This is a genomic window from Afipia sp. OHSU_II-C1 (assembly GCF_000497575.1).
Taxonomy (GTDB): domain Bacteria; phylum Pseudomonadota; class Alphaproteobacteria; order Rhizobiales; family Xanthobacteraceae; genus Afipia.
Window position 1 is genome coordinate 13,418 of record NZ_APJI01000005.1, and the last position, 15,707, is coordinate 29,124.

The window sequence follows — 15,707 nt, forward strand, 5'->3', positions numbered from 1 at the left end:
CAGTGAAAGTTACCTTGCCGCAGCTTCCTTGCGGAAGGTCGCGGCCAGAATACGCAGCGCGGCCCGTTTCGATGCGTCGCTGACTCGGGAATAGAGCATCACCTGCGATGCGCTCAGCCGAGGTAATCCGAATGCCGGTCCGACATCGATCATTCCCGCGGGTGCGATCCGTTTCGCCAGCGGCGCGACAGCAAGGCCCGCCGCCGCTGCGGCAACGACGGCGCTCACACCGCCGCCGATGAAAGCCTCGGTCCATTTCACCTTTGCCTTGTCGAGCGCCCGCGTCGCGCTGGCGCGAACGCCGCACGGCGCTGCCAATGCCGCGACGCGCAGCGTTTCGCCTCTGGCCCAGCGGAATCCGGGCGAGGCGAACCAGCCAAAGTCATCGATGCAAAGTGTTTCCCCGCCGCGCCGGCTGCCTTCCTGACGCACGACAACCGCATCGAGGTCGCCGCCGTCGAACGCATCCAGCAACGTTCGTGAAAAATCGATGGTGACCGCCAGCGTTAGCGACGACGATGCGGCGTTCAGTTTTTCAAGAATGGGCACGAGTTCGGGACCGGCGGCATGATCGCTGATCCCGAGAGTCAATTGCTGGCTCACCGGAACAGATCCCGCGACCGCGCGATCATGGGCAGCCATCAGCACGCGCGCGTTTTCCTGAAAGGCCGCGCCGTCGGCGGTCAACCTGACGGCGCGGGGAGAGCGCTCGACCAGCCGCTTTCCGAGCGTGGCTTCAAGGCGCTGGAGTTTCATGCTGACGGCCGCCTGCGTCGTGCCGAGGGCCTCGGCGGCGCGGGTGAAGCTTTGAAGTTCCGCTACCAGCAGAAAGGCCTGAACGGTGGGAATGTCGAGGGTATTCATTTCATCATCACATATCGTTATGATTGGTATATCAAATCATAAGATGCCAATATGATGAGGACTGGTCTACCTTCTCTTCATGCGCTGCGGCGCAGTCAATTCAGGAGAAAGTCCATGCCCCTCATCACAGTCCAGTACACCTCACAACGGAATGCTCCCTCGCTGAAGGCCGATATCGCGGCCGCTGTCACCAAGTTGTCGGCTGACATTCTGCACAAGGATCCCAAGGTCACCGCCGTAATCGTGCAGTCCGTCGATCCCGCCGACTGGTTCGCAGGCGGACGATCGCTGGCGGAGCAGAAGCTGGCCAGCGTCTGGGTCGATATTCACATCTCGGACGGGACCAACAGCAAGGACGAAAAGGCTGATTTCATAGCCGAGACGTTCAAGCGGATGGATGACCTGCTGGGACCGCTGCACAATGAGAGCTACATTTACGTCCATGATGCGCGCGCGGATGCTTACGGGTTTGGCGGCCTGACGCAGGAGCGCCGCTATATCGCCGGCAAGCTGGCGGCCGCGCCACGCAGCGCCGCGGCTTGAGATTGGTTCGCAGGCTTATGAGCAGGCGCCGTCGAGGATTGCAGGATTATCCTCGAAGGCCTGTCTCCGCCTCAGAGGCTTTGATCGAGGCTGATGTGCGGGGTCGTCTTTAGAATGCTGTTCCGTTGGGCAAGGGCCAGATCGTAGTCCGGCTTCAGCGCAATGGCGGAGTTGAAGCTTGTGAGGGCTTCCTGATGCCGCCCGAGTTGCTGGAGGGCGAGGCCGCGATTGTAATGGAGCATTGCGATGAGCGGCTGAAGGCCGATCGCGAGCCTGAGCTGTTGCTCCGCAGCTTCAAACCTGTGTTGCTGGAGTAGCGCGACGCCGAGGAGATATGTCGCGTCGACGTGCTTCGGTTCAGCTTGCAGGATGGCCCGGTACATTTTCTCCGCTTCCGCGATCTGCCCGCGTTGATGAAAGCCTTTGGCCGCGTTGAGATTGGCCGGTACCGCGCGCCGCCGCTCGGCGTCGAGATTCTTCAGCAATTGAGCCGCGTCGGAATGATTGGGATCGGCATCCAGAATCTGGCGGCAGGCTTGGGCGGCTTCCTCAAGGCTGCCCTCCTTTTTCATGCGTAGTGCACGATCGAACACCACCGGCAAGGTCAGGGGCTCAAGCGCTCCGCGAGGGTTACGCTGGTCACGCGTGCTCACGCGCAGACATTCGACCCGCCGATCGATGCCGCCGAAATCATACTTGTAGGGAAAGTCACCGGTCTGAAGATCGTAGACCGCGAAACCTTTCTCGATGCCCCAGCGGACGCATTGCAGGTGAAGCACGAAGCCGGGAGGCGGGCGTTTGACGTTAAGGTCGCGTCCATTCAGCAGGCTGATCAGCGAACGGTTCTTCCAGTCGATCAGGCTGGCCTGAATGCCGATCCGGTTTTCTCCCTGCCAGAGAATCGGCAGGTACAGCGCATTGTCCGCGAAGCAGCACCGCAGCATGTTGCGGAAATTATTCATCATGCCGTAGGGCAGCCGCGGATGGTACCGCGCGGCGAGCTTGGCAGCCCATTGCAGTTCCCAAAATTTCAGAAGCGCCTCGATATCGTCTTCAATCGTCTCCGGCGTGGGGGTGGTGATCCTGTATTCGCCGTCTTCAGCCTGCCGCAAGGCGGCGCGCGCATTCCGCCGCGCCTTCGCATCGAGCCTCTCGTAAAGGAAGGCATCCCAGGTACCGGGCAGGTTCACATAGACATAGATGTCGTGATCGATGCCGTCGCCGTCGTCGGGGCGCTGGATCTTGTCGGTGATGAAATCGGATGATGGAAACTCGTCCAGGAAGAGCTTGAGGCGCTCCGGCGAGGCGAAGATGTTTTCAAGGTGAAGTCGCGCCCAGTTCAGCCGCTTGGCGTGGCTGGCGAAGGCGAGAATTGTTTGTTGCGCGAATTTGGGATCGCAAATGAAGCCGGTATAGCCGGCGAAGTATCCGCCGCCGGTGCGCAGTTCGTTGTGGAATTTGCCGTCTCGGCCCTGTTCGGTCCGCAATTGCAGCGGGAAGAAGCCGACATAGTCCGAGGAGTTGGCGTTCTCTTTTGCAGCCAGAACGATCCACTGACAGCCGAGCTTTTCAAACCACCCCGCAATCCATGTCCAGGACATGTAGAACTGCGCTTCGGGGTCCGCTTGATACACAGCCTCCCAATTGCTCCGAACGCGGAGCAACGTGTCCCTGGTTCTGATCACATCCACATGCATGGCGTTGACCTTTGCTCCGGAGAGCGCTGGCGCACGAATGAGAAGTGTCTGCAGGCGAAGGCTGTTCTGGCTGTATGTCCTTGCTCAAAAACCGAGATTGGCCCGATTACGCCATGGAAGGGCGGCTATTGGCAAGGCTGTTCCCGGTGGCCTCAGGCGCCAAAGACGTCCTTGAAGGCCTGCCTCAGGGCCACGTCCACGTCTGTCATCGCCACCGGCAGGCCCAGGTCGACAAGGCTGGTGACGCCGTAGCGCGGGTCTTCGACCCCGCAGGGGACGATGCCCGAGAAGTGCGTGAGGTCCGGCTCGACGTTGATCGAGATGCCATGCAGTGAGACCCAGCGCTTCAGGCGCACGCCGATCGCGGCGATCTTGTCCTCATGCGAGGGGCCTTTCTCGGGCCGCGCCACCCAGACGCCGACCCGGTCCTCGCGCCGTTCGCCGCGCACATTGAAGGCGGCGAGGGTGCGAATCGTGAATTGCTCGAGACTGGCGACATAGGCGCGAACGTCGGGCCGGCGGCGTTTGAGGTCGAGCATCAGATAGACCACCCGCTGGCCGGGGCCGTGGTAGGTGAACTGTCCGCCGCGCCCGGTCGCAAACACGGGGAAGCGCGCATCGAGCAGATCGACGGCCTTTGCGCTGGTGCCCGAGGTGTAAAGCGGGGGGTGTTCCAGCAGCCAGATCAGCTCGGGCGCATTCCCGGCGGCGATGTCCGCAGCGCGCTTTTCCATGGTCTCGACAGCGTCCTGGTAGGCCACTGGCGAATCCGCCACCCGCCACTCGGCGGGCGGGCCGGAGCGGGGAAAAAACGACGTCAAAGCAAGGTCTTCGCGGCGCTCCTGGAGCATATTAACCATTGAGTAACCATAATCGTGCTGATCTGCGTCCATCATTCATGTGTGGGTGTCAAATCAAAGTGGCAACTCTCGATAACGTCTCGGTCGATCTGATGGTGGTTCTGGGGACCACCTCGATGCCTGTCCATCAGGTGATGCGGCTCAGCCGCGGCGCGATCATCGAGCTCGATGCGACCGAGCAGGACGAGGTCAAGGTGCTCGCCAACAACCTGCCCATTGCCAGCGGTGTCGTGGTCGTCAACCGCAACCGCATCGCGGTCGAAGTCAAGCAAATGTTGCCCCGGACGCCGGATCACAGATAGTCGGGAAAAGCCTTGCCGAACCATCGGCCTAGGCCTTGTCCCCCCAATCCTGATTTGTTACACGGGCGCCGTTGATCCGCGCCGGGTGCGAATCCGGGGCCGATCTTTTAGCGCTCGTGGCGGAATTGGTAGACGCGCTGCCTTGAGGTGGCAGTCCGTAACAGGGTGGGGGTTCGAGTCCCTCCGAGCGCACCACCTCACAAAGCATTGAATTTATTTAGCTTCTCTCCGACGTGCCGGGCATGGCGCGCAGGTGTGGGGATGGACGTTTCCGTCTCGGTCCTGGACAGCTTTTTCGTGGCGTCTGCGACCGGCGGTTGTGGATCGCGTGTAGAGCGCCGCCATCTGCCATCCGCCCACCGAACAAATGAGACCGACCGTTGCGGTGAGAACTCTCAAATCGGGTTGCGGACGATCTGCGAACGGACGGGATGATCTGGATTCCAGGCGGCATCTTTCGCATGGGGTCGGACAACCACTACTCCGAAGAAGCCCCCGCCCATCGCGTTACTATCGATGGTTTCTGGATGGACAGGACGCCGGTTACCGGCAGTTCAAGGAGTTTGTGAAGGCCACCGGTCACGTCACCGTCGCGGAGGTTTCTCCAGACCCCAAAGACTATCCCGGCGCATTGCCGCATATGCTGTATGCGGCGCGCTGCCGGGCAGCCGCGCCACACTGTGCGGTTTGCTTGCTGCCGAGATGTCCGTGTGTGCCGCCCGTTTGTGAAACGACAGTTCGGCGGGTTGCCGCAGCAGGATTGCGGATGCTCGCGAGGCCGCTTTCTGCCGTCCCAGCCAGACCGAGCGCACTGAACGCGAGGCGTCGCGAGCCGGTGTTTCCACTGCACCGAACATGAAGCCGCTCGGAGGCTTTGCTGCGATAGCCGGGCCATGAATCCAGTACGGTACCCATTGTGCAGGGCTTGTGACGGTCCTGGGCCGTTCAGGCGTCGCAGGGACGACTTGGACGACGCGATAGCCGCGCGTCTTCAACTCGCGAAGGATCACAGGCAATGCGGCTTGTGTCCGCGCCTGAATGTCGTGCAACAGCAGGACACCTTTTCCCTTCGCCTCGAGCCGGGACAGCGCATAGTTGACGACCTGCGTTGAGGAAATGTGCCGCCAATCGTCGGCGGGGAAATCGGCGCTCCATGTCATGAGGCCCCGCTTGCTGAGTTCGGCTTCGAGCAGATCGCCGCGGCGCAGACCTGGAATCCGGAAGAACGGCGCGAGTTGCGAAGGATCGGCGAGGGCGGCCGAGACGTGGGCGATGCCGTCGTCGATTTCGGCCCTCATGCGCTCGGGCGGTAATTTGCCGAAGAACGTCGGATGGTTCTCGCTGTGGGTGCCGACGGTGTGCCCGGCATCGTGAACGCGGCGCACATCCTGCGGGAATTCCTTGGCCATGCGGCCGACGATGAAGAACGTCGCCTTGACGCACTCAGACGCAAGGATGTCGAGGATGGCATTGGTATGAGCCGGCAGCGGGCCGTCGTCGAAGGTCAGAGCCACCTCATGATCTTCGAGGGGAAGCGTCTCGCCGTATTGCATGGTGCCGATCCGCGGATGCTCCTTCGGATCCACCACGATGGTGCGCGAGGTGCCGAGCGCATCGTGCCTGCCGTTGCACTCGGCCGCATGGGCAACGGTGGCTCCAAACGAAGCGGCAGCCAAGGACAGGCCGAGCGCTGCGAGGAGCGCAGTGCAGGTTCCGCTGGCGGTTCGGCGCATGGACAATCCGTTGTGACGCGAGATCGTCGTGCTTAACGCCGGGGCCGTGAACGCATGCTTAATCCGGCGGGTATTCCTATCGGTCATTCGACGAACTCTTGATCGGTCGGGGACCGACCAGATGAACGACCTTGTAGCCGTTGCGCCGGAGGTACTGCAGAAACGCGGGCAACATTTTGGCGGTCTGGGCCTTGGTGTCATGGAAAAGGATGATTCCATTTCCCTCGTAGTCGAGCCGTTCGATGATGAGGTTCAACTGCTGCTCCGGAGTCATCGGATTCCAGTCGCTGGCCCAAAGGTCGGCACCGAAAACCGCGATCCCGCGTGATTGAAGGCTGCTCAGCAGGGCGGGGGTCGAAGCAAAGCCGGGAAAGCGGAAGAAGGGTGTCGAGGGTACGGATGTTGCCACGCCATGCAGGGCTTTCTCGTCGGCGGCGATCCCGCGATCGATTTCCTCCAGCGCACGTTGCTGGCCGATCTTGTCGAGCGGCTGATGGGACCAGGTGTGATGGCCGATGCTGTGGCCGGCGGCCGCAATCCTTTTGACAATGGCCGGGTTGGCCTCCGCGTTTCTGCCAATCAGGAAAAACGTGGCCAGCACGCATTCGTCGGCCAGTGCGGCCAGGACTTTCGTTGTGGTCGCGGGGAACGGGCCGTCATCGAATGTCAGGGCGACTTCCTTGTCAGCCAGCGGCAGGGTTTGCGGGAAGCTCTTGAGGCCGACGCGGGGAAATGCCTGCGGGTCGACCGTCATGACACGAGAGGTGCCGAGCGCGTCCTTGCGCGGGCACTCCGCGGCGCTGGCGATCGAAACCGACGCGACAAAGGAGAGCAGTGCGGCCCTTAACACAGTCATGACAAATCCGGAGTGTGATGGTTCGCGTCCGCATCGTTCTGCAAGATACGGATTTCGCGCGCCGCACATTTATCATTGCGCGCGGCGGTGTCGATTGGGTATTGCCTGAAACGCATACGCAAATCAGCAGACCTCCATTGAATCAGTGAGGCACGGCATGGCCGATCAACAAGACCTTGCCGAGGCGGACGCCGCTCACGATTCCGTGCTGGACCACTATCCCATGAGGGCCGAAGACGGCGAAATTCGTCCCCGGTTCGTCGGGATGATCGCGGATGCGGTTGAACAGGGCGATTCCGCGTTCCTGCGGAAGGTCGTCGCTGAACTCCACGAGGCTGATCTCGGCGATCTGGTCGAGGCGCTGGAGCCCGATCTGAGGCCTCGGCTGGTGGAACTGACCGGCGCGGCCTTCGACTTCTCGGCCCTCAACGAGGTCGATGACACGGTTCGAGAGGAAATCCTCGAGGAACTGGAGCCGGAAACGGTCGCCGAAGGCGTCCGAGAACTGGACTCCGACGACGCCGTCGAACTGCTCCAGGACCTGGACGAGGAAGACAAGGAGGAGATTCTCGAAAAGCTGCCGCAGTCCGAGCGCGTCGCGCTGGAGCGCAGCTTCCATTATCCCGAAAATTCCGCCGGTCGCCGCATGCAGACGGAATGCATTGCCGTGCCGGACAGCTGGACCGCGCTGCAGGCCATCGAATACATGCGCGATACACCGGGGCTGCCGGACCGGTTCTACGAAATCTATGTTGTGGACAAGGACAAGCGCCTGAAGGGCGCGGTGCCTCTCGATGCGCTTTTGCGGGCCCGTCGTCCGGGGCCGATCATGGATCTGGCCGACGAGGACCGCCGCCGGGTGCCGGATCACGAAGATATCGCCGAAGTGGCGCGCATGTTCGGCAAGTACAATCTGGTCGCGGCTCCGGTGACCGATATCGACGACCGTCTCGTCGGCGTCATCACCATCGACGACGTTGTCGACGTGATCGAGGAGGAGGCCGACGAAAACATCAAGGCGCTGGGCGGCGTTGCTCCTGACGAAGAACTGTCGGACTCGGTGTGGACCATCGCCAAGAGCCGGTTCAACTGGCTGCTGGTCAACCTGGCCACCGCGTTTCTTGCGTCGGCGGTGCTCGGCCTGTTCGAGGGCGAATTGCAGAAGATGGTTGCGCTTGCGGTGCTTGCGCCGATCGTGGCCAGTCAGGGCGGCAACGCCGCGACCCAGACGATGACCGTCGCGGTGCGCGCGCTCGCCACCCGCGAACTGGGTTCAAGCAATGCCTGGCGCGTGGTGATGCGTGAAGGTCTCGTCGGTCTGGTGAATGGACTGGCATTTGCGGCCATCACCGGCGTTGCGGCGGCGGTGTGGTTCAAGACGCCGGGGCTCGGCATCGTCATCGGCCTCGCGATGATCTGCAATCTTGTGGCCGGCGCACTGGGCGGCATTCTGATTCCGATGGCGCTTCAGCGCTTGCGTGCAGATCCGGCGGTGGCGTCGGGCACCTTCGTGACGACCGTCACCGACATCGTCGGTTTCTTCGCGTTTCTTGGTATCGCCACGATGTGGTTCGGCCTCAAAAGTTAACGCTGCCTGTTTCGGCATAGGCTCCCTGCGTTTGCATGGGTCCATGCGCACACCAGCGCCTCATTCTCGCCACCTGCCGCAATAAAACCAAGTCATCGCAGGCCGCAAAACATCGATATTTTAGCGGCCTCTTTGAATCTTAGGCGAACGTGACGTTGTCGCACGCGACCGTCCATCACGCCAAAATCATCCGGAGCTAAAAATTTTGATACGAACGATCTCCGCCGTGGCGGCGCTTTGCGCGTTGTCGTCTGTGGCCGAAGCGCGTGTTCGCACACCGGCCGTGTCGCCCGAATGCAATATCACCATGCCTTGCATCGGTGTCGACAATCCCGTTCACGCACGTCAGCGTCATCAGCGCAGAGCCGAGCCGGCATTTTCCATGATGCAGCCGGCTGCATCGCCTCGCCTGAGCAGGCGACAACAGCGGGCGCTAGAGCGTGCGCAGCGTAACTCCGAGCCGGCGCCGCGTGCGGTTGCCGAACGCGCATCCCACGCATCGGAAGGGTACTCCACCGGTCTCGTCGGTCCGCTCGCAGCCAAGCTGGCATCGATCCAGGCGGCTTGCCCCGGAACGCATGCGATCTCGGGCATTCGTCACACGCGCATCGCGGGCACGCGGCGGATGTCGCTGCACGCGCAGGGCAAGGCGGTGGACGTGCGCGGTCCTTACGGCTGCATCTACGCACAGCTCAAGGGCTGGAGCGGCGGTTACTCGACCGACTCCGGACGCGTGCAGCATATCCACATTTCCTATGACGAGGCGGGTGGCCGTGAGATGGGCCTGCGCTTTGCTCACGGTGGCGGCCGCCGGTCGTGGCGCGAAGCCAACGCACGGATGCGCTGACCTGAAGAAAGAGACCGTCCGGAAATATCGGCTTTCCGGACGGTTTTTCGTTAACCTGCGATTAACCATGTTGGGCCGACCCTCCGGCTGCGGAGGTGTCACATGCAACGGCTACGGCTGAAGGCAGACGGACGGATTGTCGAGGTGCTGGATGGGCGGGAAGCCCCGCTGGTGCCTGACATGCGGGGCAATGAGCCAACGCCCAGGGCCGCCGCAGCGCCGGTCGTGCGCGATCTGCGCCTTCGCGCAAAACTGACGCAAGCCGAGTTTGCCTCGCGCCTCGGCGTACCACTCGAAACCATCCGCAACTGGGAGCAGGGCAAGCGCTCGCCGCGTGGTCCTGCGCGCGCGCTGCTGACCGTGATCGCGCATGAGCCTGATATGGTTTTTGCCGCACTCGCGCGGCGATCCTGACCGGGGATGATTCATTTCCGCCCGCCTATTCTTGGCAATGTGGCCTGCGCGGTTCAGGATGGTGCGCTTTCCGGCATTCAGGAACGACGCTGAGGCACGAGATGCACACCGTTGAAGCGAACGGCGCCAACATTCCGGTAATGGGCCTCGGGACCTGGGAACTGCGCGACCGTCTCTGCGCGCGTGTTGTCGAGCAGGCGCTTCGGCTCGGCTATCGCCATATCGATACGGCACAGATCTACGAGAACGAACGCGAGGTCGGCGAGGGCGTGCGTGCCTCCGGCGTCAAACGCGCCGACGTGTTCGTGACCACCAAGGTTTGGACCACGCATTTCGCGCCGAACGACCTGCTGCGCTCGACCAAGGAAAGCCTTGCGCGTTTGCGCATGACCGAAGTCGATCTGCTTTTGCTGCATTGGCCCAATCCCCAGGTTCCGCTGGAAGAAACACTCGGCGGACTTGTGGAGGCGCAAAAGCTGGGTCTCACACGTCACATCGGTGTGTCGAATTTCACGGTGGCGCTGATCGAGGAGGCGGTGGCGAAGTCCGCGGCGCCGCTGGTTTGCAATCAGGTCGAGTATCATCCGTATCTCGAACAGAACAAGGTGCTGACGGCTTGCCGTGACAACGGGCTCGCGCTGGTCGCGTACAGTCCTGTGGCGAAGGGGCGCGTCAAGAACGCGGAGGCGCTGAATCGCATCGGCGCGCGTTACGGCAAGAGCGCGGCGCAGGTCTGCTTGCGCTGGCTGGTCCAGCAGAACGTGGTCGCCATCCCGCGCACGTCCAAGGTTGAGCGGCTGTCGGAAAATCTCGACGTCTTCGATTTCAATCTCACCGACGAGGAAATGGGCGAGATCTTCGCGATGGGGACGCGCGGCGGCCGCATCACCGATTTCGGTTTCGCACCCAGATGGGATTGAGTGTGGCTTGATCTTGCCGCGGGGATCGCCCATTCAGGGCGATCATGTTCTTTTCGATCTCCAAGATACTCGGCTTCTTTGTCGTACCGTCCAACACGGTCGCGATACTTTGCGCGCTCGGTGCGCTGCTGCTGACGACGCGATTTCGCAAGGCCGGATCGCGTATTCTTGCAGTCGGCGTCGTATCGTTGCTGGTGCTGGGATATTCGCCGCTCTGCAATGTGTTGATGCTTCCGCTCAGCGAGCGCTTCCCGGCCTGGAGCGCCGCCGGGCGCGCGCCTGACGGGATCATTGTCCTCGGCGGGGCGATCGACCCTGAGCGCAGCCAGGCGCGGGGCTCGCTCGAAATGGACGCCGCCAGCGAGCGGATCGTGGCCATGCTGCAACTGGCCCGCCGCTATCCGTCAGCGCGCATCGTGTTCAGCGGAGGCAGCGCCAACCTGATCGAGACGCCGGTTCCGGAGGCGCCGATTGCGGGAGACCTGCTGGAAGATTTCGGAACGGCGCGCCAGCGCATCGTGCTCGAGAGCCAGTCGCGGACAACGGACGAGAACGCAACCTTTACCCGCGATCTGGTTTCGCCGAAGTCCGGCGAGCGGTGGCTGCTGGTGACATCGGCCTTCCATATGCCGCGCTCCATCGGAGCGTTCCGGAAGGCCGGCTTCGACGTCGAAGCCTATCCGGTGGACTGGCGCACGCGCGGTTGGCGCGATGCGACGGAGTTTTCCATGAACCTGAGCGCTGGTCTTGCCCGCACCGATGTCGCCGTCCACGAGTGGATCGGACTGATTGCCTATTGGGTGACAGGGCGCAGCAGCGAACTGTTTCCGGGACCGCGCAGGGTCAACTAGGGCACGATCCCGGCCCGAAGGGCCAAAGAACTTCAGTCATGCCGTGGCAGGCCGAGACGATAGACGCCGCGAAAATCGTTCGGGTCTGCCGGCTTGCCCTTGCGATAAATCACAAGGCGGCCGGCCTGCGCGAGCGCCACGGCGGACCTCCTGATCGGGACCAGCAAGTCATGCCAATCGTCTCCGGCCGCGATGGCGTGTGCAATCTCCGGCGCACTGAGGGTCTTGGCATCGGCACGCGCCAGCACGCCGAGAATGGCGTCGTCGAGCGATACGTTATCGAGAACTTTCGAATCGGAATTGGTCATGACCATGCCATGACGCATCTGAACCCGTGCGGCAAGCACACAGGTGCAGGAACTATTTCGACATTGCGCGATAGGCGTCGGAATCGAACTGGCGGCGCCATATCACGACCACAATGGCCAACGTGGTTGCGATCAGGACCCATGGGCTGATGAACCATCCGAGATAGCCTAGCGCAAACAGAAAGGCGCGCTGGCCGCGATTGAAGTGCCGGCCCGCTGACTGGAACAGTTTTGTGGTCCGCATCACATGCGATTGCGCTTCGGGCGTATCTCGCTTCTCGGCAAACGGCATAGCGCCGAGCAGGATGGCGACGTAATTGAACAGTCGATAGGCCCAGGAGAATTTGAAGAACGCATAGACGAAGATCACGATCAGCCCGACGCATTTGATCTCCCAGAGCGCAGGAGAGCTTCGGATGCCGAGCGGCAGCGTAGAGAGCACCGACATGGCCTCTTCGGTCGATCGCAGCAGCGTCAGTCCGCCGCCGATAGCCAGCAACGTGGTGGATGCGAAGAAGGCCGTGCCGTTTTGCAACGAGGCCATGATCTGCATGTCGACCATCCGTGCCTCACGGTCGAGGATGCGCCGCACCCACACCTCGCGATAGATGCTCATGCGGGCGTTCAGGCTGTTGCGTCCATGCGCGGTACGCTCGAGCGTGATCGCATAGACCATCCACGCTAGAACGAAGAACGCGATCGCCACGAGGTCGGCAGTTGCAAACAGGTTCACGATTCGATGCCTTCCGAGGAACCGTTGCCACGATAGAGCATGAACCGGACAAGTGCGAAGCGGTTTCGGCTGCTTTGATGGGCCGGTTGCCTGTCGCGCGCCGGGCATGGCAAGGTCGCCTCGCAGGAGAACTCAATCGATGGCCTTGACGCTCGTTATTGGAAACAAGAACTACTCCTCGTGGTCGATGCGGCCGTGGATGGCGCTGAAAGGTGCCGGAATCGCTTTCGACGAGATCGTCATTCCGCTCTACACCGGCGATGCGGACAAGCAGCGCATTCTGAATGTCACCCGGTCGGGCAAGGTGCCGGCGCTGGTCGATGGCGAGATCACGGTCTGGGATTCGCTTGCGATCATCGAGTACGCCGCGGAGCGCTACCCCGATGCGCGTCTGTGGCCGCAGGATGTCGCTGCCCGCGCTCACGCACGCTCGATCTCGGCGGAGATGCATTCGGGCTTCATGCCGCTTCGCAACGAATGCGGCATGAACATTCATCGCCCGATCCATTCAAAGCCGCTGTCCGACGACGCCAAGGCGAATATCGCGCGCATCCAGCAGATCTGGACCGAGTGCCGGGCCCGGTATGGCGGGCAGGGGCCCTACCTGTTCGGCGCTTTCACTGGCGCGGACGCAATGTTTGCGCCGGTGGTCCATCGCTTTCGAACCTACGCCATCGATGTAACGCCGCCGGTCCGCGACTATATGGACACAATGCTGGCGGATGCGGCTTTCCGGGAATGGACCGATGCGGCGCTGGCCGAAACGCTGATGATCGAAAGATTTGAGACCGATTGAGCCGGGGAGTGCGCCATGGGAATTCTCGACATGCTGACCAGCGTGATGGCGGCGCGCGCGGCAAGCGAACTCGACCAGACCGTCATTCCGGTGGTCCTCAGTGAGGTGCTCGGCAGCGATCGCCAGGGCGGGCTGTCCGCGATCGTGGCCAGGCTCGAGCAGGCCGGGCTGGGCGATCAGGTGAAGTCCTGGATCGGCACTGGCCAGAACCCGCCGGTGAGCGCACAGCAGCTCCAGGAGGTGTTGGGCAACGATCTGGTGAGGCAACTTGCGGTCCGTTTCGGTATTCCGGTGGACCAGCTTTCGACAGTTCTCGCACAGGTTTTGCCGGCGGCCGTCGACCGGGCAAGTCCTGAAGGGACGTTGCCGGTCACGGCGTAAGCTTGCGTTGCTAACGCACTGAACTTGCCCGGGAATCGTTTCGCTGCGCCGATATGGCAAAATTGCGGCGTTGCACCCGGCTGGACCCTGCCTTGTTGCTCGCGCAAGGCCCTCGAAACACGACCAAGATATTGATAAATAATAGCTATTTCGTCGTTACCCATGTGCTGGTTTATCTGGCAAATGGGGGCTCCACGTGCTATACACCTGCCGGGCGTCAAACTGGCTCTGCCGGATAACGGCAGGCCGCCAAAATGCGCGTATCGCGTGATGGAGCAGAGTGTTGAAGCACAAGTACATCGTCGGAGAGACTGTCTATTTCACGGCAAGCAACGTGGCGCGGCCCGCTGCGAGCGGAACCTACGAGGTGATCCGCCTCCTGCCGACAGACGGTGACGACTGCCAGTACCGTATCAAGAGCTCGACCGAGGCCTTTGAGCGCGTGGCCAAGGAAAGCCAGCTCGCCGTCGCCTGATCAATTCGGCCTGACGGAATTTCGCCGCGGTTGCAAGGCTTGGTCTGGTTCGTTGTGAAGGGGACCTTGCATGAACCGGGCCTGGGCCACGTCGATCGAGAACTTTTGGCATTCGCAGAGCTTGCCGATGTGGCTGACCATTGCCGCAGTGGGCTTCTTTGCGATTGTCCTGCTGGTCACGCTGTTTCGCGCTGAGCGATCGGTCGCGAACGGCGCGCTCACCGTCATCACTTTGCTGGCCATCGGCATCGCGGTCACCACCATGATGCGCGCATCCGGCGTGAGCGGCGGTTCGCCCGGCGATCTCAAGTTCTCCATTCAATCCGGAGCATCGCTGCCGGCCCTGGCCTGTCTCGACGGGCTTGCCGGGGAGAGCGTCGAGGCGGCTTGCGAAAAGGCGCTGTTTGCCTCGGCCGATTCCGTTGCCGCCGGCGTGTCCTATACCGCCGGCCAGATCACGCGGCTGGCCGCTTTCGGCAATGTCGCTGCTGCCAACAAGGTCATGACGCCCGAACTCAATACCCTGAGGCGGACGATCGAACGCGACCGTTACGGACTGGTCGCGCAGGTGCTCAAGACGCGGGAGGGATGCTCGCTCTCGGCGCCGTGCCCCTTCTTCCAGTCCCTGACCAACTCGGGTCAGATCTCATCCAACATGAGTGAAAACCTCTACGACGGCTTTGTCGGCCGCTATGCCGCCGCGTGGAACGCACCGCCTGCCGCTGTAGCCGGTGCGGGGACGGCTCCTATCGCGGCGCTTGGCACGGCACCGCTGCCGGGCAGGCCGGTGTCGGGCGATTTCCCGAGTGCGGCCTCGATTCCTCCGATCAACATCATGACGCCTGAGCCGTCTGCGCAGGGTGCTCAAGCCGCTCCGCGCTCGTCGGAGCCCGCAGCCGCACCAGCCTTTCGTAACGTCCCGGGCGCGGTCATCAATCCCCAGCCGGCGCCGGCTGCTGCGAAAAAGGCCGCGCCACAGCCACAGAAATCGCGTGCACAAGCTCCCGTGCAGCTTGCGCCTCCCAAGGAGAGCGATGATAACTGATCGCTCTTCTTTCACCTGAAGCGCGATGTCCTGGCATCGCGCCGGCGATTCCGAATATGCCGCTTCATCTCGTCAAGCTCAGCGTCGGTGCCACGTCCATCAAGGATCTTCGGGGCTGGATTGCCGAACGCGTGAAGCAGGCCAAGGCGAAGGGCCAGCCAGCGCGCCATATCCACGTCACCCGGATGTCGCCCAAGCGCGTTGACGAACTGCTCGATGGCGGATCGATCTACTGGGTGATCAAGGGCGAGATCGCCGCGCGTGAGAAGATCCTCGGCATCGAGCCGTTCCGCGACAAGGACGGCATCGGACGATGCCGCCTCGTGATGGAGCCCAAGCTGATTGCCGTGTCGCCGCGGCCGATGCGCCCGTTTCAGGGCTGGCGCTATCTCGATCCGAAAAGCGCGCCGCCCGATCTGGGCAAGGCCGCTGCCGGCGTCGCCGCAATGCCAGAGCCGCTGCGGCGCGAACTGCGCGAACTGGGCCTGCTGTAA

General features: G+C 62.3%; 19 protein-coding genes, 1 tRNA gene and 1 pseudogene. 14 read left to right on the forward strand and 7 right to left on the reverse strand.

Annotated features, from left to right (window positions below):
• Positions 1 to 9: 9 nt before the first annotated feature.
• Positions 10 to 864: a LysR family transcriptional regulator gene (locus I554_RS0104090; RefSeq protein WP_024575075.1), complete on the reverse strand. Its 855-nt coding sequence runs from the start codon at positions 862 to 864 to the stop codon at positions 10 to 12.
• Positions 865 to 978: 114 nt separating this feature from the next.
• Between I554_RS0104090 and I554_RS0104095 the strand changes: the two genes are divergently transcribed.
• Positions 979 to 1,407, forward strand: coding sequence for a 4-oxalocrotonate tautomerase family protein (locus I554_RS0104095; RefSeq protein ID WP_024575076.1), 429 nt, complete (start codon positions 979 to 981; stop codon positions 1,405 to 1,407).
• Between the two features lie 71 nt (positions 1,408 to 1,478).
• Here I554_RS0104095 and I554_RS0104100 read toward each other — a convergent pair whose 3' ends face one another.
• Both I554_RS0104100 and lipB read right to left on the reverse strand, forming a co-directional pair.
• Positions 1,479 to 3,008 carry a GNAT family N-acetyltransferase gene (locus I554_RS0104100; RefSeq protein WP_244432707.1) on the reverse strand — a complete coding sequence of 510 codons (1,530 nt, stop codon included), beginning with the start codon at positions 3,006 to 3,008 and terminating at the stop codon, positions 1,479 to 1,481.
• A 248-nt stretch (positions 3,009 to 3,256) separates the two neighbouring features.
• Positions 3,257 to 3,964: a lipoyl(octanoyl) transferase LipB gene (gene lipB / locus I554_RS0104105; protein WP_024575078.1), complete on the reverse strand. Its 708-nt coding sequence runs from the start codon at positions 3,962 to 3,964 to the stop codon at positions 3,257 to 3,259.
• A gap of 38 nt (positions 3,965 to 4,002) precedes the next feature.
• Here lipB and I554_RS0104110 point away from each other — a divergent pair, with 38 nt between their 5' ends.
• The 3 genes and pseudogenes from I554_RS0104110 to I554_RS26220 all read left to right on the forward strand — a co-directional run.
• Positions 4,003 to 4,266, forward strand: a complete 264-nt coding sequence (locus I554_RS0104110) for a FliM/FliN family flagellar motor switch protein (RefSeq protein WP_192817766.1) — start codon at positions 4,003 to 4,005, stop codon at positions 4,264 to 4,266.
• A gap of 110 nt (positions 4,267 to 4,376) precedes the next feature.
• Positions 4,377 to 4,461: transfer RNA gene (locus tag I554_RS0104115), tRNA-Leu, on the forward strand.
• A gap of 236 nt (positions 4,462 to 4,697) precedes the next feature.
• Positions 4,698 to 4,918 (forward strand): annotated as a pseudogene (locus tag I554_RS26220) (SUMF1/EgtB/PvdO family nonheme iron enzyme); the annotation flags it as partial.
• Here I554_RS26220 and I554_RS0104120 read toward each other — a convergent pair.
• A complete protein-coding gene (locus tag I554_RS0104120; RefSeq protein ID WP_024575080.1) occupies positions 4,851 to 5,999 on the reverse strand; it encodes a polysaccharide deacetylase family protein in 1,149 nt (382 codons plus the stop codon). The pseudogene I554_RS26220 and the gene I554_RS0104120 overlap by 68 nt on opposite strands.
• A gap of 76 nt (positions 6,000 to 6,075) precedes the next feature.
• Positions 6,076 to 6,855, reverse strand: a complete 780-nt coding sequence (locus I554_RS0104125; protein ID WP_024575081.1) for a polysaccharide deacetylase family protein — start codon at positions 6,853 to 6,855, stop codon at positions 6,076 to 6,078.
• A 157-nt stretch (positions 6,856 to 7,012) separates the two neighbouring features.
• Here I554_RS0104125 and mgtE point away from each other — a divergent pair, with 157 nt between their 5' ends.
• The 5 genes from mgtE to I554_RS0104155 all read left to right on the forward strand — a co-directional run bounded on the left by mgtE (position 7,013) and on the right by I554_RS0104155 (position 11,475).
• A complete protein-coding gene (gene mgtE, locus I554_RS0104135) occupies positions 7,013 to 8,443 on the forward strand; it encodes a magnesium transporter (protein ID WP_024575082.1) in 1,431 nt (476 codons plus the stop codon).
• Between the two features lie 226 nt (positions 8,444 to 8,669).
• Positions 8,670 to 9,290, forward strand: coding sequence for a hypothetical protein (locus I554_RS0104140; RefSeq protein ID WP_244432708.1), 621 nt, complete (start codon positions 8,670 to 8,672; stop codon positions 9,288 to 9,290).
• Positions 9,291 to 9,392: 102 nt separating this feature from the next.
• Positions 9,393 to 9,704, forward strand: a complete 312-nt coding sequence (locus I554_RS0104145) for a helix-turn-helix domain-containing protein (RefSeq protein WP_024575084.1) — start codon at positions 9,393 to 9,395, stop codon at positions 9,702 to 9,704.
• 101 nt (positions 9,705 to 9,805) lie between these two features.
• Positions 9,806 to 10,624: an aldo/keto reductase gene (locus I554_RS0104150; RefSeq protein ID WP_024575085.1), complete on the forward strand. Its 819-nt coding sequence runs from the start codon at positions 9,806 to 9,808 to the stop codon at positions 10,622 to 10,624.
• Positions 10,625 to 10,668: 44 nt separating this feature from the next.
• Positions 10,669 to 11,475 carry a YdcF family protein gene (locus tag I554_RS0104155; protein ID WP_024575086.1) on the forward strand — a complete coding sequence of 269 codons (807 nt, stop codon included), beginning with the start codon at positions 10,669 to 10,671 and terminating at the stop codon, positions 11,473 to 11,475.
• Positions 11,476 to 11,507: 32 nt separating this feature from the next.
• Here the strand turns inward: I554_RS0104155 and I554_RS0104160 are convergent, their stop codons facing one another.
• Both I554_RS0104160 and I554_RS0104165 read right to left on the reverse strand, forming a co-directional pair.
• The gene (locus tag I554_RS0104160) at positions 11,508 to 11,789 is read right to left on the reverse strand and encodes a DUF3253 domain-containing protein (protein WP_024575087.1); all 282 of its coding nucleotides are present in this window, start codon (positions 11,787 to 11,789) and stop codon (positions 11,508 to 11,510) included.
• A 46-nt stretch (positions 11,790 to 11,835) separates the two neighbouring features.
• Positions 11,836 to 12,516 carry a DUF599 domain-containing protein gene (locus tag I554_RS0104165; RefSeq protein ID WP_024575088.1) on the reverse strand — a complete coding sequence of 227 codons (681 nt, stop codon included), beginning with the start codon at positions 12,514 to 12,516 and terminating at the stop codon, positions 11,836 to 11,838.
• 139 nt (positions 12,517 to 12,655) lie between these two features.
• Between I554_RS0104165 and I554_RS0104170 the strand changes: the two genes are divergently transcribed.
• The 5 genes from I554_RS0104170 to I554_RS0104190 all read left to right on the forward strand — a co-directional run bounded on the left by I554_RS0104170 (position 12,656) and on the right by I554_RS0104190 (position 15,707).
• A complete protein-coding gene (locus tag I554_RS0104170; RefSeq protein WP_024575089.1) occupies positions 12,656 to 13,312 on the forward strand; it encodes a glutathione S-transferase family protein in 657 nt (218 codons plus the stop codon).
• 15 nt (positions 13,313 to 13,327) lie between these two features.
• Positions 13,328 to 13,693, forward strand: coding sequence for a YidB family protein (locus I554_RS0104175; RefSeq protein WP_024575090.1), 366 nt, complete (start codon positions 13,328 to 13,330; stop codon positions 13,691 to 13,693).
• Positions 13,694 to 13,976: 283 nt separating this feature from the next.
• Complete coding sequence (locus I554_RS0104180; RefSeq protein ID WP_006020957.1) at positions 13,977 to 14,168, forward strand: hypothetical protein; 192 nt, start codon at positions 13,977 to 13,979, stop codon at positions 14,166 to 14,168.
• Between the two features lie 70 nt (positions 14,169 to 14,238).
• Positions 14,239 to 15,213, forward strand: coding sequence for a hypothetical protein (locus tag I554_RS0104185; RefSeq protein WP_024575091.1), 975 nt, complete (start codon positions 14,239 to 14,241; stop codon positions 15,211 to 15,213).
• 56 nt (positions 15,214 to 15,269) lie between these two features.
• A complete protein-coding gene (locus I554_RS0104190) occupies positions 15,270 to 15,707 on the forward strand; it encodes a DUF1489 domain-containing protein (protein WP_024575092.1) in 438 nt (145 codons plus the stop codon).